Here is a 24,230-nt window from a genome sequence, read left to right on the forward strand (position 1 = left end):
AGTGTCCCGCCCCAGAAATTCGCATGCGAGTTTCTGGGGTAAGCAGGCCACCGCACCAGAGAGTATTATCCGGTCCGACCGCGTCGGATCGGAAAGCCCGCGCATCCCCTATGCCCGGCGGCGGCGCCATTCCGGCCGGACCGAGCTGGTGCCGGGCCGGGCCTTTTCCAAGGGCGGGCGAACGTAAACCGAAATCACGTCCAGATACGGCTTGGCCGGGATCAGGCTGGCCGCCACCTGGGCGATCAGGCTGACCGCCGTGACCGGACGGGCGATCGACACGTCGGCACCCAACAGAATCCGCCCCTGCGCCGTGCGCAAACACGGACCCAGCGCGTCGTTGGCGGCGCGGATGATCTGCGCCAACCCGGCCCTGGCCTCGGGCGATTCCGCCGAATAGGGCAAAGGCCCGACATCGCCGACCAGCCGCAGACGGCCGACCTGCTCGCCTTCGTCGTAGCGGGCGGCGAAACTGATATTGGCGTACAGGAAGGTGAACTGGATGACCCCACCAGGATTGATGGGCAGGGATTCGAGGGCCTCGACATCCAGCGGCAGACACATTCCGCCGATCACGACATGCTTGATTTCCGACATGGGCGTCACGGCTGTTTCACGAGACCATGACAGTAACACGACGACCGGTCGGAAAAAAACCGCGAACTCGGGCGCGATCCGAGTTAAGGTGCGCGCGCCAGCCTGCCGGCGCGCGCACCATGAAATACGTGACAGGGACGAGGTTCTTCGTGCAGCCCAAGACCTTATCGATGGCCAGCTACATCCTGGTTCGGATCCACAAGGAGGGTTGGCCCTTCGTCGCCCTGTTCGCCCTGGCCGCGGTGCTGCTGGGCCTGCTGTGGGGACCGCTGGGCTGGCTGGGCGGTGCCGCCACCTTGTGGTGCGCCTATTTCTTCCGTGATCCCGACCGCGTCACCCCCACCCGCCCCGGCCTGGTGATCAGCCCCGCCGACGGCGTGGTCTGCGCCGTCGATCAGGTGCCGGCCCCGCCGGAACTGGAGATGGGCGACGAGCCGCGCACCCGCGTCTGCGTGTTCATGAGCGTGTTCGACGTTCACATCAACCGCTCGCCCGTCCCCGGCCGCGTCGTCAAGCTGGCCTATCACGCCGGCAGGTTCGTCAACGCGGCGCTGGACAAGGCGGCGCTGGAAAACGAGCGCATGGCGCTGCGCGTCGACATGGAAGATGGCCGCCCGGTCGCCTTCGTGCAGATCGCCGGCCTGGTGGCCCGGCGCATCAAGTGCGATGTCTCGGAAGGCTTCACCTTGAAGGCCGGCGAGCGTTTCGGACTGATCCGCTTCGGCTCGCGCGTCGATGTCTATCTGCCGCCGGGCGCCCATTCCCTGGTGGCCCCGGGCCAACGCTGCATCGCCGGCGAGACCGTGCTGGCCGACCTCGACTCGGTCGAGCCTGTCCGGGCCGGCGAGGTCCGCTGATGTTCGCCGCGCGCCAGCCCGGCCGCCGCAAGCGCGCCCACCGGCTGCGCCCGCCGCGGATTCCCGGCCTGTCCATCAATCGGCTGATTCCCAATATCCTGACCCTGTTGGCCCTGTGCGCCGGCCTGACCTCGATCCGTTTCGGCCTGAACGAGCAATGGCCGCAGGCGGTGACCTCGATCCTTTTGGCCGGCATCCTCGACGGGCTGGACGGCCGCGTCGCCCGCCTGCTGCAGGGAACCTCGAAATTCGGCGCCGAGCTGGATTCCTTGTCGGACTTCGTCAGCTTCGGGGTCGCCCCGGCGATCTTGCTGTATCTGTGGACCATGCAGACCGCCGGCGGCCTGGGCTGGGCCATCGTGTTGCTGTACATCGTCTGCTGCGGCCTGCGCCTGGCCCGCTTCAACACCATGATCGGCCAGGCCGACCTGCCGCCCTATGCCTATAACTTCTTCACCGGCATCCCGGCACCGGCCGCCGCCGGGCTGGTGATGGTGCCGATGGTCGCCAGCTTCGAGTTCGGGCCGGCCCTGTTCGCCCGCCCGTCGGTGGCCACCGTGTTCCTGGCCGGCGTCTCGTTCTTGATGGTCAGCACCATCCCGACCTTCTCGTTCAAGAAGGTCCGCGTTCCCAATGCCTGGGTCCTGCCGATGCTGATCGTGGTCGGCGCGCTGGCGGCCTTCCTGGTCACCGAGCCGTGGCTGACCCTGACGGTGATCGGTATGGGCTATCTCGGCCTGATTCCGCTGAGCATCCGCGCCTTCCATCGCCTGAAGCGCGAGGCCGAAAAGGTGGCCGAAGCCGCCGCCGAGCCGCCCGAGGACCAACCGTCGCCGAATCCGTGACCGGCGGCCCGCCACAGCGTTGCGAAAATGCCACGGTGAACCGTGAAACAGTCTGCTGGTTCGTTTGCCCGCTTGCCTGCGCCCCCGACCTCGGGTAGAACGCCTGCAATAGTTTCGAATCAGCCCCGTTCTTTTTAAGGAAGGCTATAGTCCATGCGCACCATGAAGTCGCTTCTCGTCGCCGGCGTGCTGGCCGCTCTGCCGGTCGCCGCCAACGCCCAATGGTATGTCGGCGCCGACGCCGGCACCAATTACATGCAGGACCCGGGTTCGTCGACCGGCGCCGATTCCGATTGGGGTTGGGTTGGTCTGGCTCAGGTCGGCTACAATTTCGGCGGCCCGAAGGTTGAATTCGAAGGCGGCTACCGCGCCAACGACTCGATCGACTCGTGGAGCACCATGATCAATGGCATCTATGAGTTCATGCCGAACAGCAAGTGGCACCCCTTCCTGGGCGCCGGTATCGGCTGGGCCTGGCTGGACGGTGACTTCACCGGCACCAACGCCCGCAATTCCGACAATTCCTTCGCCTACCAGGGCATCGCCGGCGTCGCCTACGACGTCGACGCCAACTGGGCTCTGAAGGCGCAGTATCGCTACTTCGCTTCGCTGGACGCCGATGTCGGCACCGCCAATGCCGGCGAATCCGACTACGACAACCACTCGATCCTGGTCGGCTTCACCTACAAGTTCGCCAAGCCCGCCCCGATGGTCGCTCCGGCCCCGGCTCCGGCCCCGGTCGCTGCCCCGGCTCCGGCCCCGGTCGCCAAGCCGGCCCCGGCTCCGCTGAAGAACTTCATCGTGTTCTTCGACTTCAACAAGGCCGACATCACCCCCGAAGCTTCGAAGGTGATCACCCAGGCCGCCGCCGCCGCCAAGGCCGGCAACGCCACCAAGGTCGATCTGACCGGTCACGCCGACCGCTCGGGCTCGGACAAGTACAACCAGGCCCTGTCCCTGAAGCGCGGCAACGCCGTCAAGGACGCCCTGGTCAAGCAGGGTATCCCGGCCAACCAGATCTCGGTCGTCGCCAAGGGCGAGAGCGCTCCGCTGGTCAGCACCGCCGATGGCGTGCGCGAGCCGCAGAACCGCCGCGTCGAGATCGTCCTGCCCTAATCGGCAGAACAACGGTTCGCATGAAATTACCCCCGGCTTCGGCCGGGGGTTTTTTTTCTGTCTGAACGATGGGGAACGATGGCCGCATGGGACCCATTCCCGCCTTTATCGTGGCGGCCCTGGCCGAGATCGCTGGCTGCTTCGCCTTCTGGGCCTGGCTGCGGCTGGGAAAGCCAATCTGATGGGTGGTCGGCCCTGTTCGCCTGGGTTCTGACCCGGGTCGATGCCGATTTCGCCGGGCGCGCCTTTGCCGCCTATGGCAGCATCTATATCCCGTCCGTGTAAAAGTCCTTCGCTTCGCTCAGTGTACTTTTACACGTTGATTCAAAAGGAGAAAAATAGGCTTGGGGCGGCCCTGCGCCTATTTTTCGCGTTTGACCGCCGCCATGAGGCGAGCCGTGCTCGCCTCATGGCGGGAATACAAACCAATCCCGCGCGGAAAGCTTGCTTGAGCACGGGATTGCCCAACAAAATCGGGGAAAAGTACACCGGGGCGAAGCCGCGGGACTTTTTCACGGGGGACTATATCGTGGCGTCGCTGGCGTGGATGTGGGGGATCGAAGGGGCGCGCCCGGATCGCTGGGACGCCCTTGGCGCGGCGATCTCCATGGTCATCGTCTGGGGGCAGCGCGGCGGGGCGTAGCGCAGCGAGGCCCGCCGTCAGCTCTTGCCGTCGGTCTTCTTCTTCTCGACCTTCTTGTCGGGACCGGCCGCCTTGGCCTTCTGCGGCGCCACCTCGGCCTTGGCCTGCTGCACCGGCTTGGCCTTTTCCGGAGCCGAGCACGACATCGCCGCCACCGGCTTGGCCACCGTATCGGCGGCCCAGGTGCCCAGTTCCGCCGGCTTCATCGACAAGGCCTTGTCGAACATCTCGCCGATCTCGCCGCAATAATCCTCGACATGGACGGCCCGCATCGAGGCGTCGTTGGACAGCCCGGTCATGTAGCGGTCCAGCCCCCGCTCGCCCGTGCCCTGGCGATTGAACATCGCCCGCAATTCCTTGGCATTGGAACTGATGTTGGCGTTGAAGCGGTTGACGAAGGTCGAGTACTTGTCGCGCATCCCCATTTGCGGGTCCTGACACTTCAGGGCGCCGACCATCAGCTCGACCTGCACCTGGCGCAGTTGCATCGCGCGGATTTCCTGCGCCGAATAGCATTGCGGCTTGGCCAGGGCCGGAGCGACAAAGACAGCGGACATCGCAACCGCGAGCGCGGCGCTGGTGGTGATACGGCGCAAAGGCTGCCCCCCTTGTGGTGCTGGTTTTCAAGCCCGCGCAGTGTCGCTTATTCCGCAGCCGGGTTGCAAGACAATGGCGCAATTACGCACAGCCTGGCGAGAAATTCGCTCGCCACCCGGTCCCACGAGAAGGTCTGCGCATAGGCCCGGCAGCGTTCCGGCGATATGGTCAGGGCGTCCAGCGCCGCCGCTTTCAGGTCTTCGTTCATCACGCCCACCGGGGCGTTGCCCAGCACATCCTGCGGCCCCGGCACCGGGAAGGCGGCGACCGGCACGCCCGAGGCCAGGGCTTCCAGCATCACCAGGCCGAAGGTGTCGGTCCGCGACGGAAAGACGAAGCAATCGGCGGCGGCGAAATAACGCGACAATTCCTGGTCGCCATTGGCGATGCGCCAGTCGATGTCGGGGAAACGGCGCATCAGGCCGGCCCGCGCCGGCCCGTCGCCCACCACCATCTTGGTGCCGGGCAGGTCCAGACCCAGGAAGGCCGGCAGGTTCTTTTCCACCGCCACCCGGCCGACATAAAGAAACAGCGGGCGGGGCACGGTGACGAAGTCCTTGGGCTGCGGCCGGAAGCGACCGGCATCGACCCCATGCGCCCACGGCACCGCGTTGGTGAATCCCCATTCGCCCAGTTCGCGCAGCACCGAATCCGACGGGCACAGCACCGCCCGCGACGGGGCGTGGAAGCGCCGGATCAGCGCATAGGGCCAGGACAGCGGCGCCCCGGTCCGCGCGCGGACATAATGGGGGAACTTGGTGTGGTAGGCCGTGGTGAAAGGATAATCCCGATCCAGGCACCAGCGCCGGGCCGCCCAGCCCAGCGGCCCTTCGGTGGCGATGTGGATGGCGTCGGGGGCGATATCGTGCAGCAATCGCCCAAGCTTGCGCGCCGGAAACAGCGCCAAGGGGATTTCCGGGTAGCTGGGACAGGGGACCTGGACGAACAGGCCGGGATGGATGATGTCGATCCGGTGCCCGTGGCTGGCAAGGGTCGCTGCCAGACTTTCCAGCACGCGCACCACCCCGTTGCGCTGCGGCGCCCAAGCGTCGGAAACGATACAGATCCGCATGACCCCTGCCTGGATGGTTGAACCAAGACATGGCTAGGCCCAGCGGGCGGCAATCGCCAGTGACGTTTAGATGACGATCGTTTGCCCAAACTGTTGACAGACCGGGGTGTTAAGAGGATATTCGCGCCTTTCCTTTTCAACGCGCCGGCCCAGATCGTCAGTTGAGACGAAGGCTTCCGGCTTTGCTGTTGGGGAGAGGGACCTTGATACCAGTCGTCATGCCGACCTACGCACGCGCCGATATCGCCTTCGAACGGGGCGAGGGAGCTTGGCTGTGGGCGACCGACGGCCGACGTTACCTGGATTTCGGCGCCGGCGTCGCCGTCAACGCGCTGGGCCATTGCCATCCCCGGCTGGTCAAGGCGCTGACCGATCAGGCGGCCGCCCTGTGGCATTGCTCGAACCTGTACCGGGTGCCGGGCCAGGAGCGGGTGGCGGCCAAGCTGGTGGCCAAGACCTTCGCCGACACCGTGTTCTTCTGCAACTCGGGCGCCGAGGCCAACGAGTGCGCCATCAAGATGGCGCGCAAGCACTATCACGATGCCGGCCAGCCCGAACGCAACCAGATCATCTGCGCCACCGGCGCCTTCCATGGCCGCACGCTGGCGACCGTTGCCGCCGGCGGCCAGGAAAAGCACCTGAAGGGCTTCGACCCGGCCATGCCGGGCTTCGTGCATGTCCCCTTCGGCAATCTGAACGCGCTGCGGGCGGCGATCACCGGCCAGACCTGCGCCATCCTGGTCGAGCCGGTCCAGGGCGAAGGCGGCGTGGTGCCGGGCGACCCCGATTACCTGCGCCGCCTGCGCACCACTGCCGACGAATTCGGCCTGCTGCTGATCTTCGACGAGGTGCAGACCGGCATGGGTCGCACCGGCCGGCTGTTCGCCCACGAACATGTGGGTGTGGCCCCCGACATCATGGCCTTGGCCAAGGGTTTGGGCGGCGGCTTCCCGGTCGGCGCCTGCCTGGCCACCGAGAAGGCTGCCTCGGGCATGACCGCCGGCACCCACGGCTCGACCTTCGGCGGCAACCCGCTGGCGATGGCGGTGGCCGAAACCGTACTGGACGTCATGGCCGAGCCGGGCTTCCTCGCCCGGGTCGAGGCGATGGGTGCCAGCTTGCGCGCCGGCCTGGGCCGGGTGTGCGCCAAGCATCCGACCGTGATCGAGACCGTGCGCGGCCTGGGCCTGATGCTGGGCCTCAAGGCGCGGATTCCCAATACCGATCTGGTCGCCAAGCTGATGGCCAACGGCCTGATCACCATTCCCGCCGGCGACAACGTCGTGCGCCTGCTGCCGCCCCTGATCATCGGCGAGGCCGAGATCGACGAGGCGCTTTCCATCCTTGACCGCACCCTTTCCGAGGTGAAGCCATGACCGTGACCCCTGGCCGGCCGCGCGCCGGACAGACCCGGCATTTCCTGGATCTGGACCGCTTCGACACCGAGACCCTGCGCCGCATCCTTGATCTGGGTGCCGCCTACAAGCGGGGCGAGAAGACCTTCGGCAAGGACAAGCCGCTGGCCGGTCGCCTGCTGGCGATGATCTTCGAGAAGCCGTCGACCCGCACCCGCGTCTCGTTCGAGGCCGGCATGAAGCAGCTGGGCGGCGACGTCATCGTGCTGGCCCGGGGCGATTCGCAATTGGGCCGGGGCGAGACCGTCGCCGACACCGCCCGCGTGCTGTCGCGCTATGTCGATGCCATCATGATCCGCACCGACGACGCCCAGAAGCTGCACGATCTGGCCCAGTACGCCACCGTGCCGGTGATCAACGGCCTGACCGACGACACCCATCCCTGCCAGGTGATGGCCGACATCATGACCTTCGAGGAGCATCGCGGCTCGCTGGACGGCAAGGTGGTGGCGTGGGTCGGCGACGGCAACAACGTCGCCGCCAGCTGGATTCAGGCCTCGGCCCATTTCGGCTTCGAGATCCGCCTGGCCTGCCCGCCGGAACTGACCCCCAATGCCGACGTCGTCGCCTGGGCCCGGGCCAACGGCGGCAACGTCGTGCTGGGCGCCGACCCCAAGGCCGCCGCCCAGGGCGCCCATCTGGTGCTGACCGACACCTGGGTCAGCATGGGCTGCACCGACGGCAACCGTCACCAATTGCTGGCGCCTTACCAGGTCAACGAGGCGCTGATGGCCCAGGCCGCCCCCGACGCCCTGTTCATGCATTGCCTGCCGGCCCATCGCGGCGAGGAAGTCACCGATCCGGTGATGGACGGCCCGCAATCGGTGGTGTGGGACGAGGCCGAGAACCGGCTGCACGTCCAGAAGGGCATCATGTCCTGGTGCCTTCTGTGACCGATCTGATCCTGCCGTTCGCGGTAGGGGCGGGCGCGGTTCGCGGCCGCCTGGTCAGGCTGGGCACAGCCGTCGACAAGGCCCTGGAGGGCCACCATTATCCCGACCCGGTCGCCGCCTTGCTGGCCGAGACCCTGGCCCTGGCCGCCATCCTGGCCGGTTCGCTGAAATATGACGGGCTGTTCACCCTGCAGGCCCAGGGCGACGGCCCGGTGTCGCTGGTGGTAGCCGACGTCACCAGCACCGGCGATCTGCGCGGCTATGCCCGCTTCGATCCCGAGCGGCTGGACAGCGCCGCTGACGCCAGCATCGGCGCTCTGCTGGGCAAGGGGTATCTCGCCTTCACCGTCGATCAGGGCCTGAAGATCGAGCGCTATCAGGGCATCGTCGAACTGTCGGGCGCCAGCCTGGCCGAGTGCGCCAAGGAATATTTCACCCAGTCCGAGCAGTTGGACACCGAGGTCCGGGTCGAGACCCGGCCCGGCACCGACGGACGGGGGTGGCTGGCGGCGGTTCTGATGATCCAGCGCATGCCCGGGGACCAGCCCGGCGCGCCGATCCTGACCGCCGAGGATTCGCGTGAGGCGTGGCGTACCGCCACGATCTTGATGAAAAGCCTGACCCGCGCAGAACTGCTGGACGAGGCGCTGCCCCCGGCCCAACTGGTCCATCGCCTGTTCCATGCCGAGGGCCTGCAGGTGTGGGAGCCCAAGGAATTGCACGCCCGCTGCCGCTGCTCGGAAGCGGCGGTGGCGCGCATGCTGCGCTCGATCCCCCGGGCCGAAATCGAATCCCTGAAGGACGAGTCCGGCAAGGTGGTGATCACCTGCGAATTCTGCCGCACCGACTATGCCTTCGGCGATGGCGAGCTGGAACAGGCCTACATGCCGCCGACCAAAGGCAAGACGCCTTAAAATCATCATCGCCAAGCCGGCCAAGCTTTGCCAGAATGGCGCATTCACCACACTAGCCGGGAATGTTCCAGCATGTTCGTCCGTGGCTCGCGCCTGATGATCGCCGCCCTCGCCCTGTTCGCGCTGTCCGCTTGCGAAACCAAGCCGACCGTCCAGAAGCTGCCGGAGATCAGCTTTGCCGACAAACGGCCGATCACGCTGAATGTCGGCCAGTTGGAAATCGTTCCGGAATATCAAAGCCCGGGCAAGCGCCCCAATGTCGAGCATCTGATGCCGATCAGCCCCGAGGCGGCCACCGTGCGCTGGGCGCAAGACCGTATCCGCCCGATGGGCCGCACCGGAGCAGCGCGCGTGCTGATCAAGGACGCCCGCGTGGTCGAAGTCGCCTTGAAGACCGACAAGAGCTTCACCGGCATGTTCAAGGAAGAGCAGGCCGAGCGTTACGACGCCGTGCTGGATGTCGCCATCCAGATTCTCGACGACCGCCACTTCCCCATCGCCGACGTGTTGGCCCGCGCCACCCGCTCGCGCACCGTGCCGGAAGGGGTCAGCCTCAACGAACGCGACCGCGTGATGCTCGAGGTGACCGACGCCCTGATCCGCGACATCGATTCCCAGATGGAGGGGCTGATCAAGTCCTATCTCAGCCGCTGGGTCGCCGAGTAGGTGCTGACCGTCTACCACAGCGGCCATGCCCGCCTGAGCCGTGGCGGGCCGGAAGTGCTGACCGCCGAGCAAGGGGCGGACGACGCCCTGTGGATCGACCTTCTGGCCCCCACCCCCGAGGAAGAAGCCGCCGTCGAGCGCCTGACCGGCATCGAGGTGCCGACCCGCGAGGAAATGGCCGAGATCGAGGTGTCCAGCCGCATCGCGCGCCAGGGCGAGGTGATCTATCTGACCACCCCGGTCCTGACCAATTCCACCGGATTCAACCCGGAAAACATCTCGCTGACCTTCGTGCTGACGCCCAAGCGGCTGATCACCGTGCGTTACGCCACCCCCCAGGCGGTGGCCGGCTTCATGGGCCGGCTGGAACGCGCCAAGCCCGGCCCGGCCGGGGCCGGCGACCTGATGCTGCAGATCATGGAAGCCCTGGTCGACCGCATGGCCGACGTGCTGGAACGGATCGCGCTGGAACTGGACGGCTTCTCGCACCGCATCTTCCACCAGCCGACCCCGGTGCGCAGCCGCCGCCGCTCGTCGGCGCGCGAGTTGGAAGTGATGCTGCGGACCATCGGCCGCGGCGGCGACCTGCAGTCGAAGTCCCGCGACACCATCCTGGGCCTGCGGCGGGTGGTGTCGTATCTGGCCTCGGCCAGCGACGTGCTGGGCGGCAAGGACGCCACCACCCGGGTCAAGACCATCGCCCGCGACCTGCAATCCCTGTCGGAATATTCCGACTTCCTGAACAGCAAGATCGGCTTTTTGCTGGATGCGACGCTGGGGATGATCTCGATCCAGCAGAACCACATCATCAAGCTGTTCTCGGTGGTGGCGGTGCTGTTCCTGCCGCCGACCCTGGTGGCCAGCATCTACGGCATGAACTTCCATTTCATGCCCGAGCTGGACAAGCCCTGGGGCTATCCCCTCGCCCTGGCCCTGATGGTGGCGGCGGCCGTCCTGCCCTATTGGATCTTCAAGCGGAAGGGCTGGCTTTAGACCCTATGGTCGCCGCCTCGATCCATTCGGCCATGGCCGGCAAGGCCATCACCGCGCCGGCATAGGCGGCCGGCACCGATTCCAGCGGAAGATGATAGGTCTTGAAGCGGGTGACCACCGGCGCATACATCGCGTCGGCCACCGAGAAGCGGCCGAACAGGAACGGCCCGCTGAGCCCGAAACGGGTGCGGCAATCGGTCCACATGGCGTTGATCCGGGCGATTTCCGGGGCCAGCTCGGGGGCGATCTCGGCCATCGGCAGATCGGACAACACATCCATCGAACACAGATTGCGCAGGTTCTGGAAGCCGGAATGCATCTCGGCCGACACCGCGCGCGCCACCGCCCGGGCGGCCCGGTCCTCGGGCCACAAGGACGGCACTTGCTCGGCCAGGTATTCGCAGATGGCCAGGCTGTCCCATACCGCCAGGTCAGCATCGATCAGGCACGGCACCTTGCCCGACGGCGAGTGCTTCGAGATTTTGGCCTTGGTGTCGGGCTGGCGCAGGGCGATCACCACTTCCTCGAAAGCGATGCCGGCCATCTTGGCCGCCAGCCACGGCCGCAGCGACCACGATGAAAACTGCTTGGTGCCGATGATCAGGGTCGGGCGCGCGCTCATGGCTTTACCTTTTTTCGAACGACGGACGCACAATCTGACCAGCGGCCCTTTCCAAGCGCAACCGTTTTCGCCATCTTCGAGGGCACCACCTGCCGAACGGGACACGAAGCCTTGCCGCTGACCGACCATTTGACCGACGACGATGCCGGATCGGTGCCGATCCGCCTGATCCGCAAGTCCGAGCTGGCCGTCTGGCTGGGACTGCAGCCGCAGTTTGTTCGATCCTGGGTCGAAACGACCGCGTTCCAGGCCGAGCCCGGCGCCATCAGCCTGGTCCCCGGCGCCGATGGCAAACTGTCCATGGTGCTGGCGGCCCTTGGCGAGGACGAGGATCCGTGGGCCGGCGCGGCCCTGGCAGCACGCCTGCCGGTCGGCCTTTACCGCCTGGCCGAGCCGGCCGAGCCGAAAGCGGCCCGCTGGCTGGCCCTGTCGTGGGTCCTGGCGACCTATGTCTTCGGCCGCTACAAGACCAAGCCCGACCGCACCTGGCCGCGCCTGGTATGGCCCGAAGGCTGCGACCGCGCCTTGGTGGACTCCATGGCTGACGCCATCGCCCTGGTGCGCGACCTGATCAACGTCCCGGCCGCCGACATGGGGCCGGCCGATTTGGCGGCGGCGGCGGAATCCCTGGCCTCGCGCTTCGGAGCCGGGGTGCGGGTGATCGTCGGCGACGGGCTGCTGGTCGAGAATTATCCGGCCATCCACGCCGTGGGCAAGGCCGCCGCCCATCCGCGCCAGCCGCGCCTGATCGATCTGGTGTGGGGCGACGACAAGGCGCCGCGCCTGACCCTGGTCGGCAAGGGGGTGTGCTTCGATACCGGCGGGCTGGACCTCAAGGCCGCCGGCAACATGAAGCTGATGAAGAAGGACATGGGGGGCGCCGCCCATGTGCTGGGCCTGGCCTCGATGGTGATGGCGGCGCGCCTGCCGGTGCGGCTGCGCGTCCTGATCCCGGCGGTCGAGAATGCCATCGGCGGCGACGCCATGCGGCCGCTGGACGTGCTCGCCACCCGCAAGGGACTGACCGTCGAGGTCGGCAACACCGACGCCGAGGGCCGGCTGATCCTGGCCGACGCCCTGGCCGAGGCCTCGCGCGAGAAGCCGGAATTGCTGATCGACATCGCCACCCTGACCGGGGCCGCCCGCACCGCGCTGGGCACCGACATCGCCACGATGTTTTCCAACAACGACCTGTTGGCCGCCGATTTGATGCGGGCCGGCGAGGACGAGCACGATCCCATCTGGCGCCTGCCGCTCCACAAGCCTTATCGCCGCATGCTCGACAGCAAGGTGGCCGACCTGTCCAACGTCTCGGACGGTCCCCATGCCGGGGCCATCACCGCCGCCCTGTTCTTGCAGGAATTCGTAGGCTCGGGCATCCCCTGGGCGCATTTCGACATCATGGCGTGGAACGGGTCCGGCCGGCCCGGACGGCCCGACGGCGGCGAGGCCATGGCCATCCGCGCCATCTTCGCGGTGATCCTGGCCCGCTTTGGAACGATTGTTTAACCAAATTCCCGCATCAATCCTCACGAGGGCCATTGTCGGCGCGGGTTTCCTCGGGTAGAAGTTTCGTCGGCGGAATGAACAGGCAGGGTCATGGGCTTCCAGTTGAAGGCAGTACAGGCGCTTGATCTGTGGCGAGGCGCGATCGTCGAGAGCGTGCGTCGCGACGGCCCCGATCTTTCGGCGCGCCAGATGGCCCTGCTGCTGACCGTCTATCTGACACCGCCGCCGCACACCGTGCGTGGCCTGGCCATCACCTTGAACGTTTCGAAGCCGGCCATCACCCGCGCGCTCGATCGGCTCTCGGAATTGGGGCTGATCAAGCGTAAGATCGACGAGACGGATCGCCGCTCGGTCTTGGTGCAGCGCACCGTCAAGGGCTCGGTCTATCTGCGCGAGTTCGGCGACATGATCGTCACCGCCGCCGCCACCGCCGGTGACGAAGAAGCCCAGACCTGAACGCCATAACGGGCGGACCATCATGACCTTCCGCCAACCGGTCCTGTTCTTGTCGCACGGCTCGCCCTTGGTCTTGATCGAGGACAGCCCGCACCGCACTTTTCTGCAGCAATTGGGGCAAAGCCTGACCCGGCCCGACATCATCGTGTCGGTCACCGCCCATTGGACCACGCCCGAGGTGCGGGTCTCGACCGCCGCCAAGCCGGCGACGCTGCGGGACTTCTTCGGCTTTCCCAAGGAATTGTACGACATCGCCTATTCGGCCCCCGGCCACCCGCCGATGGCCGCCCGCGCCGCCGCCCTGCTGCGCACCGCCGGCCTGACCGTCGAGACCGAGGACCGCCCCCATCTTGACCATGGAACCTGGTGCCCGCTGGCGCTGATGTGGCCCGACGCCGAAATTCCGGTCATCGAGATCTCGGTGCAGCCGGGCCGCGACGCCTATCACCACTTGGCGGTCGGCCGCGCGCTGGCCCCGTTGCGCGACCAGGGCGTGCTGATCATCGGCAGCGGCGGCATCACCCATAATCTCAGGGATTACGGCTCGATGCCGCTGGACATGCCGTTCGGCTATGCCGACCTGTTCGCCGAGTGGGTGGGCGAACGCATCAAAGCCGGCGATCTGGCCGCCATGGCCGATTGGGGCAAGGCCCCCTTCGCCGACCGCTGCCACCCGACCGACGAGCATTTCCTGCCGCTTCCGGTGGCGATGGCGGCCGGCGGCGGTCGTGGACGGCGACTGTTCGCCGAATCCGACGGCCCGGTGCTGCGGCTGGATTGCTTCCAGTGGGATTGACCAACTTCTTCGTGGACGCCAGGCGCGAAAAGCGCTAAAGCGCACATACCGCCCTTTCGGGCGGGTGCGACCCTACCGCGGTGAGGAGGCGAACCACCTTGCGGGACCATCTGCTGCAACTGGCCGAGCAGGAGAGCAAGCTGCGCCACCGGCTGGCGCTGTCGGGCGAATTGCTCGAAGGCTATCACCCGGAGATCCGGGCCATCCACGAAGCCAACGCCCGCGAGCTTGAACTGGCCATCGACGACGAGGGCTGGCCGACCGCCGACGAGATCGGTGACGACGCCCTGGAAGCCGCCTTCCTGATCGCCTTGAACGCCATGTCGCGGCCGTCCTTCCAGCGCCGCTGCCTGACCCACATGAAGATGGCCGCCAACCGGGGCGAGATTCCCGCCCGCCACGCCGCCATGCTGGAAGACCGCATCCGCGTGCTGGAAGGCCGCCCGCAGATCTATGGCACCCAGCTCGACTGGGACGAGGATGGCCACCTGGCGCCCTTGCCCATTGATGCCGAGGAGAGCCTCGATCAGCGCCGCGCCAAGGTCGGCCTGCCGCCGCTGGCCCAGGCTTTGGCCCAGGCCGAGGCCGAGGCCGCCGCCAGCCAGGAACATCCCGCCGCCGAATGGCTGCATCGCCAGCACGCCCTGGCCGACTTCGCCCACGAGGTGGGGTGGAGATAAATCGCCACATCCAGTACACTAGGATTCCATGAGCAAGACCCACGCCCCCCGCCCCGTCGTCCTGTGCATCCTTGATGGCTGGGGCCATCGCGACGATCCGACCGACAACGCCATCGCCCTGGCCGATACGCCGACCTGGGACCGCCTGATGGACACCTGCCCGCGCGCCCTGCTGGCGACGTCGGGGCTGCAGGTCGGCCTGCCCGACGGCCAGATGGGCAATTCGGAAGTGGGCCACATGAATCTGGGGGCCGGCCGCGTGGTGATGCAGGACCTGCCGCGCATCGACGCCGCCATCGCCGACGGCTCGGCGGTGGCCAATCCGGTGTTCCAGGCCGCCGTCGCCGCCGTCAAGGCCAAGGGCGGCGTGTTCCATCTGATGGGGCTGATGAGCCCCGGCGGCGTCCATTCGCACCAGGATCATCTGGCCGGCCTGGCCAAGGCCATCGCTGGCCAGGGCGTGCCGGTCAAGGTGCACGCCTTCCTGGACGGCCGCGACACGCCGCCGTCCTCGGCCAAGGATTTCATGGCCAAGTTCCTGGCCGATATCGCTGACCACGATGTCGGCGTCGCCAGTGTGGCCGGGCGTTATTACGCCATGGACCGCGACAAGCGCTGGGACCGCGTGCAACTGGCCTTCGACGCCATGATGCTGGGCCGCGCCCCCAACGCCGCCGACCCGCTGGCGGCGATCCAGGATTCCTATGATGCCGGCAAGACCGACGAATTCATGCTGCCGGTGACCATCGGCACCTATGGCGGCATGCAGGACGGCGACGGCCTGTTGATGGGCAATTTCCGCGCCGACCGCGCCCGCGAGATCCTGCACGCCCTGGTCGATCCGGCTTTCGACGGCTTCCCCCGCGCGCGGCTGGCAAGCTTCGCCGCTCGCCTGGGCCTGACCGAATATTCGAAGGATCTGAACGCCTTCCTCTCGTGCCTGTTCCCGGCCGAGACCCTGACCAACCTGCTGGGCGAGGTGGCGTCCAACGCCGGCCTGACCCAGCTGCGCATCGCCGAGACCGAAAAATACGCCCACGTCACCTTCTTCTTCAATGGCGGGCGCGAGCAGGTCTATCCCGGCGAGGACCGCATCCTGGTGCCCAGCCCCAAGGTCGCCACCTACGACCTGCAGCCGGAAATGAGCGCGCCCGAGGTCGCCGACCGCATGGCCGAGGCGATCGGATCGGGCAAGTACGACCTGATCGTCGCCAATTTCGCCAATGGCGACATGGTCGGCCATACCGGCATCCTGGCGGCGGCCATGCAGGCGGCCCAGACCGTCGATGCCTGCCTGACCAAGCTGGAAACGGCCATCAAGGCGGCCGGCGGCACCATGCTGGTCACCGCCGACCACGGCAACGCCGAGCAGATGACCGACCCCGAGACCCACCAGCCCCACACCGCCCACACCACCGGGCCGGTGAACGCGGTGCTGGTCAATCCGCCGGCGGGCGTGAGCGCGCTGAAGGACGGTCGCCTGGCCGACGTGGCGCCGACGCTGCTGGCCCTGCTGGGCCTGCCTCAGCCGGCCGACATGACCGGGACGTCCCTGCTTGGCGGCTAGGCTCGCCCTTGCCATCCTGATCCTGCTGGCGGGCGGGGCAAGCCCCGTGCTTGCCCAGTCCAGCCCCGATCCCATCGCCGCCGACCGCCGCCTGCGCGAGCTGGAAGACCAGTTGCGCAAAAGCCGGACCGAGCACGACGAAATCAAGAAGAAGGCCCGCGAGATCTCGGAAGAGCTGGGCCGCATCCGCTCGGACATGGTCGCCGCCGCCCGCGCCGCCCAGGAAAGCGAGGAATTGTTGTCCGAGTTGGAAAGCCAGCTCGAGGAACTGAAGGTCACCGAGATCGACCGCGCCGGCGCCCTGCAGCGCCGTTCCGGCCAGATGACCGGCGTGCTGACCGCGCTGCAGCGCCTGGCCTGGCGCCCCACCGACGCCCTGATCGCCCAGCCGCAAAGCCCGGCCGACACCGTGCGGTCGGCCATCTTGCTGCGCGCCGCGGTGCCGCAGATCGAACGCTCGGTCCAGGACCTCAAGGGCGAAATCGACATGCTGGGCCGGTTACGGGCCGACATCCACGACCAGAAGGCCCGCATCGGCAACACCGCCATCCGCCTGGACGGCGAGCACAAGCGCCTGAAGGGCCTGTGGGAAAGAAAAAGCGCCATCCAGTTCGTCGCCCTGGCCGAGACCGAGGCGTCGGAAGCGCGCATGCGCAAATTGGCCGGCGAGGCCGAGGATCTGCGCGAATTGCTGATCCGCCTGGAAGAGGAACGCCAGCGCCGTCTGGCCGAGGCCGCCGCCAAGGCGGCCGCCGAAAAGGCCGCCCGCGAGGCCGAGATCGCCGCGCAAAAGGCCGCCCGCGAGGCGGAAATCGCCGCGCAGAAGGCCGCCCGCGAGGCCGAGGCCGCCGCCCGGCGTGCCGAAAAGGAACGCCAGGAACGCGAAATGGCCGCAGCCAGGGCCGCCCGCGAAGCGGAAATCCGCGCCCAGGCCGAGGCGCGCGCCGCCGAACTGGCCGCCCACAAGGCGGTGGCCGCCGCCGAAGCCGCCGCCCGCGAGGCCGCCGCCGCCCGCCCGCAAACCATGCCGTCCTTCGGTGCCGCCCAAGGCAAGATGCCGTTTCCGGCGCGAGGCACGGTGGTCGGCCGCTTCGGCCAGCCCAACGAAGTGGGCGTGATTTCCAAGGGTCTGACCATCGGCACCCGCCAGGGCGCCCAGGTCATCGCCCCCCATGACGGCCAGGTCGCCTTTTCCGGCCCGTTCCGTGGCTATGGGCTGCTCTTGATCATCGAACACGGCGAGGGCTATCATACGCTCCTTGCGGGGATGGCCCGAATCGACGCAACCGTCGGCCAGCGTCTGGCTGCGGGGGAGCCCGTCGGCGTCATGGGGCAGGACGAGGCCAGACCCACATTATATGTCGAGCTGCGCCGCCAGGGGCAGCCGGTCAACCCGTTGCCTTGGCTCACGGCACAAAAGAATAAGGGTAGCGGATGATTCGCAAAGTGCTTCTGGCCGCCGGCACCACTGCCTGGCTGGCGACGTCGTCCCTGGTCCCGGCCCATGCCGCCGAGCGCAAGGAAACCTATCGGCTGATGGAATTGTTCGCCGAGGTGTTCGAAAAGGTCCGCTCGGACTATGTCGAGCCGGTCAAGGACGAGGATCTGGTCGAGGCGGCCCTGAACGGCATGCTGTCGTCGCTGGACCCGCATTCCAGCTATCTGAACGCCAAGAACGCCCGCGACATGGAAGTCAGCACCAAGGGCGAGTTCGGCGGTTTGGGCATCGAAGTGACCATGGAAAGCGGCTGGGTCAAGGTGGTGTCGCCCATCGACGACACCCCGGCCTATCGGGCCGGCCTGCAGCCGGGCGACTTCATCACCCATCTCGACGGCGAGCCGGTCCAGGGCCTGACCCTGTCGGAAGCGGTCGATCGCATGCGCGGCCTGGTCAACACCGACATCAAGCTGACGGTGCGCCGCGCCTCGGTCGAGCCGTTCGACGTCAAGCTGACCCGCGCCGTCATCAAGATCCAGACGGTGCGCTCGCACGCCGAGGGCAATATCGGCTATGTCCGCATCACCCAATTCTCGCAGACCACCGATGCCGATCTCAGGAAGCACGTCGCCCAGCTGAAGAAGGACATCGGCAAGGGGCTGTCGGGCTTCGTCATCGACCTGCGCAACAATCCGGGCGGCCTGCTGGACCAGGCCATCGCGGTGTCCGACGACTTCCTGGACAAGGGCGAGATCGTCTCGACCCGCTCGCGCCGGGCCGAAGACACCCAGCGCTTCAATGCCAAGCAGGGCGACATCGTCGATGGCCTGCCGCTGGTGCTGCTGGTCAATGACGGTTCGGCCTCGGCGTCGGAAATCGTCGCCGGCGCCTTGCAGGATCATCGCCGCGCCATCGTGCTGGGCACCCGCTCGTTCGGCAAGGGCTCGGTGCAGACCTTGATCCCGCTGCCCGGCCATGGCTCGATGCGCCTGACCACCGCGCGCTATTACACGCCGTCGGGCCGCTCGATCCAGGCGGTCGGCATCGAACCCGACATCAAGGTCCTGCAGTCCAAGGTCGAGCCGATCAACGTGCCCGAACGCGAGCGCCGGTCCGAGGCCAATCTCAGGAATGCCCTGCAGAACCCGGCCAAGAACGGCAAGGAAGCCCCCGACGCCAAGCCGGCCGAGGGTGCCGCCAAGCCGGCGCCGCAGCCCGAACCCGAGAAGGAAAAGGAAAAGGGCGGGGCACCCGCGGTGATCAAGATGGGCGACCCGGCCCAGGATTACCAATTGGCCCGCGCCCTGGATCTGATCCGCGGCCTGTCGCTCTATCGTCCACAGGGCAACTGATCGCTCCATGGACACCCTGGACGAGGACGAGATCGACCGCTTCATCGCGGCTCGCCCGGTCGGAATGGACGAGGCGCCGCCCAGCCGGCCCATTCGCTGGCGCCGGCTGGTCATGGTCCTTCTCATCCTGGTCCTGGGTGGCGGTCTGGGAACCGTCGGGTACTTCGTCTCGAACATGGATACCAGGGACGTCATCGCCGCCCTGGACGTCGCCGACCGGCCGCAATTGTCGATACAATTGCCCGGTCGCGACGGCAAGGAGGCCGAACCGGCGCCCAGCGGCCCGACCAATCCCGGCGGTCTTCTGACCCCGCCGGGCGGGGTCGCGGCGCCTCCGCCCCCCGAGCCGCCCGCCGCTCCTGCCATCACGCCGCCGCCCGTGCCCGCGCCGCCCGTTGCCCCGGCGGTCGAACTGCCGGCGGTGCCGCCGCCGGTCGCGGCCCCGCCCCCCGCTCCCGTCAACGGCGCCAACGGCAAGACCAACGGCCATGCCGCGCCGCCGGCCCCGCCACCGCCGGTGGTCGCCGCACCGGCGCCGTCGGTGGCCGGTCTGACCCCTGCCACGCCGACACCCCGCCCGGCCGACCAATTGCCGACCTTCGCCTCGTTGCCGGTGCCGGCGGCCAAGCCGGTGGCCCTGGCGCCCGCGCCGGTCGAGACCTTGCTGCGCCAAAGCCCCAACGGGCCGCTGCCGGTGATCGGCCAGGACGGCAAGCAGGCCTGGAAGGTTTATGCGCGGCCATGGGACGCGGCCTCCGACAAGATCCGCATGGCGGTGATGGTGGTCGGCCTGGGCATGGACAAGGAAGCCACCGACGCCGCCATCACCAAAACCCCGGCCGATATGACCCTGGTGTTCAGCCCCTATGCGTCGGGCCTGGACAAGCTGATCAAGCGCGCCCGCGATGCCGGCCACGAAGTGATGGTGGCCCTGCCGGTCGAGATGTCGGGCTTTCCCGCCCGTGATCCCGGCCCGCTGGGTCTGATGGTCACCACGCCGCCGGAAGAAATCATCGCCCGGCTGGAAAAGGTGCTGGCGCGCGCGCCCGGCGCGGTGGGCGTGTGGGCCGCCGACGGCCCGTTCACCCGGTCCAAGCAGGTCGGCCTGGTGCTGGCCGCCTTGAAGGATCGCGGCCTGCTTTATGTCGGCGACGGCGGCAACGGCGAGCCCAAGCCGCCGATGGCGGCCCTGGCCGGCCAACTGGATGCCGAGCCGTACCGCAACGCCATCGAGGCCCGCCAGATCCAGGCCAGCGAAGCGGCCAAGGAAATGGGCCGGGCGGTGGTGGCCATCAACGCCCGCCCCATCAGCTTCGACCGCCTGCTCGGCTGGATGGACAAGTTCCCCGACCACAACATCGTCCTGGCCCCGGTCAGCTCGGTGGTCAAACCATAAGAGGACGGCCCCATGAGCAAACCCTTGCCGCTGCACAAGCGCCCCTATCGCCTGGGCGTCGGCCTGGTGCTGTTCAACGCCGAAGGCCTGGTCTTCACCGCCCGGCGCATCGACACCAAGGAACCGGCCTGGCAGTTCCCGCAAGGCGGCATCGACGAGGGCGAGGAACCGTTGGAAGCGGCGTTGCGCGAGATGAAGGAAGAAATCGGCACCGACAAGGCCGAAGTGATCGCCGAAAGCCGCGACTGGATATCCTATGACCTGCCGCCCGATCTGGCCGACAAGGTGTGGAAGGGCCGCTTTCGCGGCCAGAAGCAGAAATGGTACGCCCTGAAGTTCCTGGGCTCGGATGCCGACATCGACATCGACACCGAGCATCCGGAATTTTCCGAATGGCGGTGGATGAAGCTGGCCGAGGTGCCGGCCCTGATCGTGCCGTTCAAGCGCTCGCTGTACGATCAGGTGGTGGCCGAGTTCTCGGGGATTGGGATTTAACCCACCACCACCCGCTGACGGCCCAGGCCTGCGACCTCGGCCTCCATCACCGCACCGGGATAAAGGTAATGGCCGGTGGCCAGCCCCACCCCGGCCGGGGTGCCGGTCACGATGACGTCGCCGGCTTCCAGAATCATGAAACGCGACAGATAGGCGACCAGGGCGCGCACCGGAAACACCATGTCGGCGGTGGTGCCGTTCTGCTTGCGCCGACCATCAACATGGGTTGACAGCGAAAGCGCCTGCGGGTCCGCCACCTCGTCCTTGGTCACCAGCCACGGACCCAGGGGGCAAAAGCCCGGACCGGACTTGCCCTTGATCCATTGACCGCCGCGCTCGATCTGCCAGTCGCGCGCCGAGATGTCGTTGGCGGTACAGTAACCGGCGACGTGATCCAGGGCGTCGGCCTCGGACACCTGCCAGGCAGCGTTGCCGATCACCACCGCCAGTTCGACTTCCCAATCCAGCTTCTCGGTTCCCGGCGGGATCGCCAGCGGATCGTAAGGCCCGGCCAGCGAGCTGCGGTGCTTCGAGAACACCACCGGCTCGGACGGCAGGGCCAGGCCGGTTTCGGCGGCATGATCACGGTAATTGAGCCCGATGGCGATGATCGATCCGATGCCGTCCAGCGGCACCCCCAGACGGGGCTCGCCCGGGACCAGGGGCAGGCTGGACGGATCAAGGGCCGCCAGACGGGACAGCCGGTCGGCGGCCAGCATGTCGGGGGTCAGGTCGGTGCAATGGCCGGACAGGTCGCGCAGATTTCCCTTGGCGTCGATCAGGCCGGGCCGCTCGGCCCCCTTTGCCCCCCACCGCGCCAGCTTCATGCATCCAGCCTTTTCTTCAGGGCGACCGGCAGATCGCCCTTGGCCAGGAAGTCCGCCATCTCATCGACGGTCATCGGCCGCGCCAGCAGGAAGCCCTGGCCGCGACTGCAGCCCGAACGGATGACGAAATCCAGTTGCTCGGCGGTTTCGATGCCGGGCGCCGTGGCTGCCATGCGCAGCCCGCGCGCCAAGGCGACGATGGCCGACACGATCTCGGCATCGTCGCCGACCGAGGCGGCACTGCGGACATAGGCCTGCGCCACCTTGACCGAGCTGGCCCCCAGACCGCGCAGGAAGGCGAACGAGGAATAGCCCGAACCGAATTCATCGATCGACAGCCCGAGATTCAGGGCGGCGATGCGCTGGAACAGGGCCTGGACCTCGGGGCCGCGATCGACCACCTGGGTTTCCGGCACTTCCAGCACCAAGGCCGACGGCGGCAGGCCCGAATCTTCCAGCGCCAGGGCGACGCCGGCCAGCAACTGGCCATCGCGCAATTGCCGTCCCGACAGGTTGATATGCAATTCCATGTCGGGATAGCCGGCCTTGCGCCAGGCCACGGCATGGCCGCAGGCAAGGCTTAGCGCCCATGCGCCGATGTCCAGCACCAGGCCGGTTTCCTCGGCCAGCGGCAGGAACTGGGCGGGAACCAGGGCGCCCACTTCCGGGTGACGCCAGCGCAACAGCGCCTCGACCGCCGCCACCCGGCCGCTGGCCAGGTCGAAGATCGGCTGATAGACCAGTTCGAACTCGTCGCGCTCCATCGCGTGACGCAGCGAGGCTTCCAGGGCCAGGCGCTCGAAGGCCTGGGCGTTGACCTGCAGCGAATGGAACTGGCACCGGTTGCGGCCCATATGCTTGGCCCGGTACATCGCCTCGTCGGCCAGCTTGATCAGGCCTTGCGCGTCGGCGGCGTCCGACGGGTAAAGGGCGACGCCGATCGACGAACTGATCTGCGCCCCCTCGCCCCCCAGATCGAACGGCTCGACCAGACGGTGCAGGATCTTGTGGGCGACGATGGCGGCGTCGCGCGGCTCGTCGATGTCTTCCAAGATCACCGTGAACTCGTCGCCGGCCAGTCGCGCCACCGTGTCGCCCTGGCGGGTGCAGTCGGACAATCGCTCGGCCACCTGCTGCAGCAGCATGTCGCCGGCCAGGTGGCCCATGCTGTCGTTGACCTGCTTGAAGCGGTCCAGATCGATGAACAGCAAGGCGACCAGCGCCTGGTTGCGCTGGGCGCGCGCCATCGCCCGCCCCAATCGTTCCTGGAACAGCGTGCGGTTGGGCAGGCGGGTCAGAGGATCGTGGTTGGCGGCATAGGACAGCCGCTCCTCGACCTGCTTTCGGGTAGTGATGTCGCTGATCACCGCGACGTAATTGGTCAACACGCCTTCCAAATCGCGCACGGCGGCGATGTTTTCCCAACTGGCGAACATCTCGCCATCCTTGCGGCGATCCCATATCTCGCCCTGCCAGCGGCCGTGGGTGGTCAGGTCGGACCACATCTTTTCGTAGAAGGCCAGGTCGTGACGGCCAGAGGCCAGAATCCGGGGATTCTTGCCGATCACCTCGGCGGGTTGATAGCCGGTGATGTCGCTGAAGGCGGCGTTGACATGAATGATCAGGCTGTCCGAATCGGTGACGAACAGGCCTTCGCCGGAATTCTCGAACACCGTGGCGGCCAGCCGCATATGGTCTTCCAGCCGCTTCTTTTCGGTGATGTCCTCGATCACCGCGATCGAGAAATCAAGCTGCCCCGAGGTCAGCTTCACCGCCGTCACCGTCAGGCGGACCCAGACGTCGCGGCCATCCTTGGCGACATAGCGCTTGGTGAAGTGATAGCGGTCGCGGGTGCCTTCGACCAGTTCGCGGTAAAGCTCGCGGCTGGCGGCGCGGTCGTCGGGATGGGTGATATCGACCGCCGAAAAGGTGCTGAGCTCGGCCTCGTCATAACCGAGCATTTCGCAAAAGGCGGGGTTGGCGCTGTTGATCGTGCCGTCCGGCGTGCTGGTCACCACCCCGATGCCGGCACTTTCGAACACCGCACGAAAGCGCGCTTCCGAGGATCTTAGCGCCAATTCGCCGCGAAAGCGCTCCATGGCATAGCCGATCGAGCGGCGAACCAGATCCCCGTCGCCCTGGCCCTTGACCAGGTAATCCTGTGCGCCTTGCCGCAGGGCCTCGAGGGCCAGAGCCTCGTTGTCGGTGCCGGTCAGCACCACCACCGGGATCAGCGGAAAGGCGCCCCGCAGCCGGGCCAGGGTGTCCAGCCCGAACGAATCGGGAAGCGACAAATCCAGCAAGACCACATCGACCGGCCTGGTCTCGAGTGATTCCAGCGCGCTGGCCAAGGTCTCGGCCTTGTAGACCCGAAACGGCCGCGACGGATCCTCGATCAGGAAAAGTTCGACAAGGCGGGCATCACCGGGATTGTCTTCGACAACCAGGACCGTCCTCGGCGGGGTGCGGTCGCCCATGTCCGGG

24 protein-coding genes and 1 pseudogene are annotated in these 24,230 nt (G+C 67.2%); 19 read left to right on the plus strand and 6 right to left on the minus strand.

The window, feature by feature from the left end:
* Window positions 1–108 precede the first annotated feature (108 nt).
* Window positions 109–597 carry a hypothetical protein gene (locus MTBLM5_RS11945; RefSeq protein ID WP_173976504.1) on the minus strand — a complete coding sequence of 163 codons (489 nt, stop codon included), beginning with the start codon at window positions 595–597 and terminating at the stop codon, window positions 109–111.
* A 119-nt stretch (window positions 598–716) separates the two neighbouring features.
* Between MTBLM5_RS11945 and MTBLM5_RS11950 the strand changes: the two genes are divergently transcribed.
* The 5 genes and pseudogenes from MTBLM5_RS11950 to MTBLM5_RS11970 all read left to right on the plus strand — a co-directional run bounded on the left by MTBLM5_RS11950 (window position 717) and on the right by MTBLM5_RS11970 (window position 4,058).
* Entirely contained in the window at window positions 717–1,454 is a 738-nt protein-coding gene (locus MTBLM5_RS11950) for a phosphatidylserine decarboxylase (RefSeq protein ID WP_371814017.1), read from the plus strand.
* The gene (pssA, locus tag MTBLM5_RS11955) at window positions 1,454–2,299 is read left to right on the plus strand and encodes a CDP-diacylglycerol--serine O-phosphatidyltransferase (protein WP_173976335.1); all 846 of its coding nucleotides are present in this window, start codon (window positions 1,454–1,456) and stop codon (window positions 2,297–2,299) included. The genes MTBLM5_RS11950 and pssA overlap by 1 nt, the downstream gene beginning before the upstream one ends.
* A 153-nt stretch (window positions 2,300–2,452) precedes the next feature.
* Complete coding sequence (locus MTBLM5_RS11960) at window positions 2,453–3,415, plus strand: OmpA family protein (RefSeq protein WP_173976336.1); 963 nt, start codon at window positions 2,453–2,455, stop codon at window positions 3,413–3,415.
* A gap of 86 nt (window positions 3,416–3,501) precedes the next feature.
* A pseudogene (locus tag MTBLM5_RS11965) lies at window positions 3,502–3,688 on the plus strand (hypothetical protein); the annotation flags it as partial.
* A gap of 175 nt (window positions 3,689–3,863) precedes the next feature.
* A complete protein-coding gene (locus tag MTBLM5_RS11970) occupies window positions 3,864–4,058 on the plus strand; it encodes a hypothetical protein (RefSeq protein ID WP_254431019.1) in 195 nt (64 codons plus the stop codon).
* Between the two features lie 17 nt (window positions 4,059–4,075).
* On the opposite strand, the gene MTBLM5_RS11975 is transcribed toward MTBLM5_RS11970, so the two are convergent.
* Complete coding sequence (locus MTBLM5_RS11975; RefSeq protein ID WP_173976337.1) at window positions 4,076–4,615, minus strand: hypothetical protein; 540 nt, start codon at window positions 4,613–4,615, stop codon at window positions 4,076–4,078.
* An 86-nt stretch (window positions 4,616–4,701) separates the two neighbouring features.
* Window positions 4,702–5,727: a glycosyltransferase family 1 protein gene (locus tag MTBLM5_RS11980; RefSeq protein WP_173976338.1), complete on the minus strand. Its 1,026-nt coding sequence runs from the start codon at window positions 5,725–5,727 to the stop codon at window positions 4,702–4,704.
* Window positions 5,728–5,945: 218 nt separating this feature from the next.
* Here MTBLM5_RS11980 and MTBLM5_RS11985 point away from each other — a divergent pair, with 218 nt between their 5' ends.
* From MTBLM5_RS11985 to MTBLM5_RS12005, 5 genes are all read left to right on the plus strand, one after another.
* Window positions 5,946–7,103 carry an aspartate aminotransferase family protein gene (locus tag MTBLM5_RS11985; protein WP_173976339.1) on the plus strand — a complete coding sequence of 386 codons (1,158 nt, stop codon included), beginning with the start codon at window positions 5,946–5,948 and terminating at the stop codon, window positions 7,101–7,103.
* Window positions 7,100–8,035, plus strand: coding sequence for an ornithine carbamoyltransferase (argF, locus tag MTBLM5_RS11990; RefSeq protein WP_173976340.1), 936 nt, complete (start codon window positions 7,100–7,102; stop codon window positions 8,033–8,035). The genes MTBLM5_RS11985 and argF overlap by 4 nt, the downstream gene beginning before the upstream one ends.
* On the plus strand, window positions 8,032–8,949 hold the full coding sequence (locus MTBLM5_RS11995) for an Hsp33 family molecular chaperone HslO (RefSeq protein ID WP_173976341.1): 918 nt from the start codon (window positions 8,032–8,034) through the stop codon (window positions 8,947–8,949). Before argF ends, MTBLM5_RS11995 begins: the two co-directional genes overlap by 4 nt.
* Window positions 8,950–9,021: 72 nt before the next feature.
* The gene (locus MTBLM5_RS12000) at window positions 9,022–9,615 is read left to right on the plus strand and encodes a hypothetical protein (protein WP_068497332.1); all 594 of its coding nucleotides are present in this window, start codon (window positions 9,022–9,024) and stop codon (window positions 9,613–9,615) included.
* Window positions 9,616–10,608, plus strand: coding sequence for a magnesium transporter CorA family protein (locus MTBLM5_RS12005; protein WP_254431020.1), 993 nt, complete (start codon window positions 9,616–9,618; stop codon window positions 10,606–10,608).
* On the opposite strand, the gene MTBLM5_RS12010 is transcribed toward MTBLM5_RS12005, so the two are convergent.
* The gene (locus MTBLM5_RS12010; protein WP_173976342.1) at window positions 10,586–11,230 is read right to left on the minus strand and encodes a glutathione S-transferase family protein; all 645 of its coding nucleotides are present in this window, start codon (window positions 11,228–11,230) and stop codon (window positions 10,586–10,588) included. The genes MTBLM5_RS12005 and MTBLM5_RS12010 overlap by 23 nt on opposite strands.
* Before the next feature lie 111 nt (window positions 11,231–11,341).
* On the opposite strand from MTBLM5_RS12010, the gene MTBLM5_RS12015 reads away from it, so the two are divergent.
* The 9 genes from MTBLM5_RS12015 to MTBLM5_RS12055 all read left to right on the plus strand — a co-directional run bounded on the left by MTBLM5_RS12015 (window position 11,342) and on the right by MTBLM5_RS12055 (window position 20,919).
* Window positions 11,342–12,739: a M17 family metallopeptidase gene (locus MTBLM5_RS12015; RefSeq protein WP_254431021.1), complete on the plus strand. Its 1,398-nt coding sequence runs from the start codon at window positions 11,342–11,344 to the stop codon at window positions 12,737–12,739.
* A gap of 90 nt (window positions 12,740–12,829) precedes the next feature.
* Window positions 12,830–13,195, plus strand: a complete 366-nt coding sequence (locus MTBLM5_RS12020; protein ID WP_068497325.1) for a MarR family transcriptional regulator — start codon at window positions 12,830–12,832, stop codon at window positions 13,193–13,195.
* Window positions 13,196–13,217: 22 nt separating this feature from the next.
* Complete coding sequence (locus tag MTBLM5_RS12025) at window positions 13,218–13,991, plus strand: class III extradiol ring-cleavage dioxygenase (RefSeq protein WP_173976343.1); 774 nt, start codon at window positions 13,218–13,220, stop codon at window positions 13,989–13,991.
* Between the two features lie 98 nt (window positions 13,992–14,089).
* Window positions 14,090–14,671 (plus strand): DUF6624 domain-containing protein, encoded by a 582-nt coding sequence (locus tag MTBLM5_RS12030; protein ID WP_173976344.1) that lies wholly within the window; start codon window positions 14,090–14,092, stop codon window positions 14,669–14,671.
* A gap of 28 nt (window positions 14,672–14,699) precedes the next feature.
* Window positions 14,700–16,238: a 2,3-bisphosphoglycerate-independent phosphoglycerate mutase gene (gene gpmI / locus MTBLM5_RS12035; RefSeq protein ID WP_173976345.1), complete on the plus strand. Its 1,539-nt coding sequence runs from the start codon at window positions 14,700–14,702 to the stop codon at window positions 16,236–16,238.
* A complete protein-coding gene (locus tag MTBLM5_RS12040) occupies window positions 16,228–17,676 on the plus strand; it encodes a murein hydrolase activator EnvC (RefSeq protein ID WP_254431022.1) in 1,449 nt (482 codons plus the stop codon). The genes gpmI and MTBLM5_RS12040 overlap by 11 nt, the downstream gene beginning before the upstream one ends.
* Window positions 17,673–19,028, plus strand: a complete 1,356-nt coding sequence (locus MTBLM5_RS12045; RefSeq protein WP_173976346.1) for a S41 family peptidase — start codon at window positions 17,673–17,675, stop codon at window positions 19,026–19,028. The genes MTBLM5_RS12040 and MTBLM5_RS12045 overlap by 4 nt, the downstream gene beginning before the upstream one ends.
* A 7-nt stretch (window positions 19,029–19,035) precedes the next feature.
* A complete protein-coding gene (locus tag MTBLM5_RS12050; RefSeq protein ID WP_173976347.1) occupies window positions 19,036–20,424 on the plus strand; it encodes a divergent polysaccharide deacetylase family protein in 1,389 nt (462 codons plus the stop codon).
* Window positions 20,425–20,436: 12 nt separating this feature from the next.
* A complete protein-coding gene (locus tag MTBLM5_RS12055; RefSeq protein ID WP_173976348.1) occupies window positions 20,437–20,919 on the plus strand; it encodes an RNA pyrophosphohydrolase in 483 nt (160 codons plus the stop codon).
* Here MTBLM5_RS12055 and MTBLM5_RS12060 read toward each other — a convergent pair.
* A complete protein-coding gene (locus MTBLM5_RS12060) occupies window positions 20,916–21,746 on the minus strand; it encodes a fumarylacetoacetate hydrolase family protein (RefSeq protein WP_173976349.1) in 831 nt (276 codons plus the stop codon). The genes MTBLM5_RS12055 and MTBLM5_RS12060 overlap by 4 nt on opposite strands.
* Complete coding sequence (locus MTBLM5_RS12065; protein ID WP_173976350.1) at window positions 21,743–24,223, minus strand: EAL domain-containing protein; 2,481 nt, start codon at window positions 24,221–24,223, stop codon at window positions 21,743–21,745. Before MTBLM5_RS12065 ends, MTBLM5_RS12060 begins: the two co-directional genes overlap by 4 nt.
* Window positions 24,224–24,230: the final 7 nt, after the last annotated feature.

The sequence above is a fragment of the Magnetospirillum sp. LM-5 genome, assembly GCF_902729445.1.
Taxonomy (GTDB): domain Bacteria; phylum Pseudomonadota; class Alphaproteobacteria; order Rhodospirillales; family Magnetospirillaceae; genus Magnetospirillum.

Bases quoted from the DNA above. Each gene is read 5' to 3' on its own strand.
- MTBLM5_RS12020 (WP_068497325.1), top strand. From the start codon at position 12,830: ATGGGCTTCCAGTTGAAGGCAGTACAGGCGCTTGATCTGTGGCGAGGC.
- MTBLM5_RS12025 (WP_173976343.1), top strand. From the start codon at position 13,218: ATGACCTTCCGCCAACCGGTCCTGTTCTTGTCGCACGGCTCGCCCTTG.
- MTBLM5_RS12055 (WP_173976348.1), top strand. From the start codon at position 20,437: ATGAGCAAACCCTTGCCGCTGCACAAGCGCCCCTATCGCCTGGGCGTC.
- MTBLM5_RS12045 (WP_173976346.1), top strand. From the start codon at position 17,673: ATGATTCGCAAAGTGCTTCTGGCCGCCGGCACCACTGCCTGGCTGGCG.
- MTBLM5_RS11950 (WP_371814017.1), top strand. From the start codon at position 717: ATGAAATACGTGACAGGGACGAGGTTCTTCGTGCAGCCCAAGACCTTA.
- MTBLM5_RS11975 (WP_173976337.1), bottom strand. From the start codon at position 4,615: ATGTCCGCTGTCTTTGTCGCTCCGGCCCTGGCCAAGCCGCAATGCTAT.
- gpmI (WP_173976345.1), top strand. From the start codon at position 14,700: ATGAGCAAGACCCACGCCCCCCGCCCCGTCGTCCTGTGCATCCTTGAT.
- MTBLM5_RS12050 (WP_173976347.1), top strand. From the start codon at position 19,036: ATGGACACCCTGGACGAGGACGAGATCGACCGCTTCATCGCGGCTCGC.
- MTBLM5_RS12010 (WP_173976342.1), bottom strand. From the start codon at position 11,230: ATGAGCGCGCGCCCGACCCTGATCATCGGCACCAAGCAGTTTTCATCG.
- MTBLM5_RS12065 (WP_173976350.1), bottom strand. From the start codon at position 24,223: ATGGGCGACCGCACCCCGCCGAGGACGGTCCTGGTTGTCGAAGACAAT.
- MTBLM5_RS11985 (WP_173976339.1), top strand. From the start codon at position 5,946: ATGCCGACCTACGCACGCGCCGATATCGCCTTCGAACGGGGCGAGGGA.
- MTBLM5_RS11960 (WP_173976336.1), top strand. From the start codon at position 2,453: ATGCGCACCATGAAGTCGCTTCTCGTCGCCGGCGTGCTGGCCGCTCTG.
- pssA (WP_173976335.1), top strand. From the start codon at position 1,454: ATGTTCGCCGCGCGCCAGCCCGGCCGCCGCAAGCGCGCCCACCGGCTG.
- MTBLM5_RS11945 (WP_173976504.1), bottom strand. From the start codon at position 597: ATGTCGGAAATCAAGCATGTCGTGATCGGCGGAATGTGTCTGCCGCTG.
- MTBLM5_RS11980 (WP_173976338.1), bottom strand. From the start codon at position 5,727: ATGCGGATCTGTATCGTTTCCGACGCTTGGGCGCCGCAGCGCAACGGG.
- argF (WP_173976340.1), top strand. From the start codon at position 7,100: ATGACCGTGACCCCTGGCCGGCCGCGCGCCGGACAGACCCGGCATTTC.
- MTBLM5_RS12060 (WP_173976349.1), bottom strand. From the start codon at position 21,746: ATGAAGCTGGCGCGGTGGGGGGCAAAGGGGGCCGAGCGGCCCGGCCTG.
- MTBLM5_RS12000 (WP_068497332.1), top strand. From the start codon at position 9,022: ATGTTCGTCCGTGGCTCGCGCCTGATGATCGCCGCCCTCGCCCTGTTC.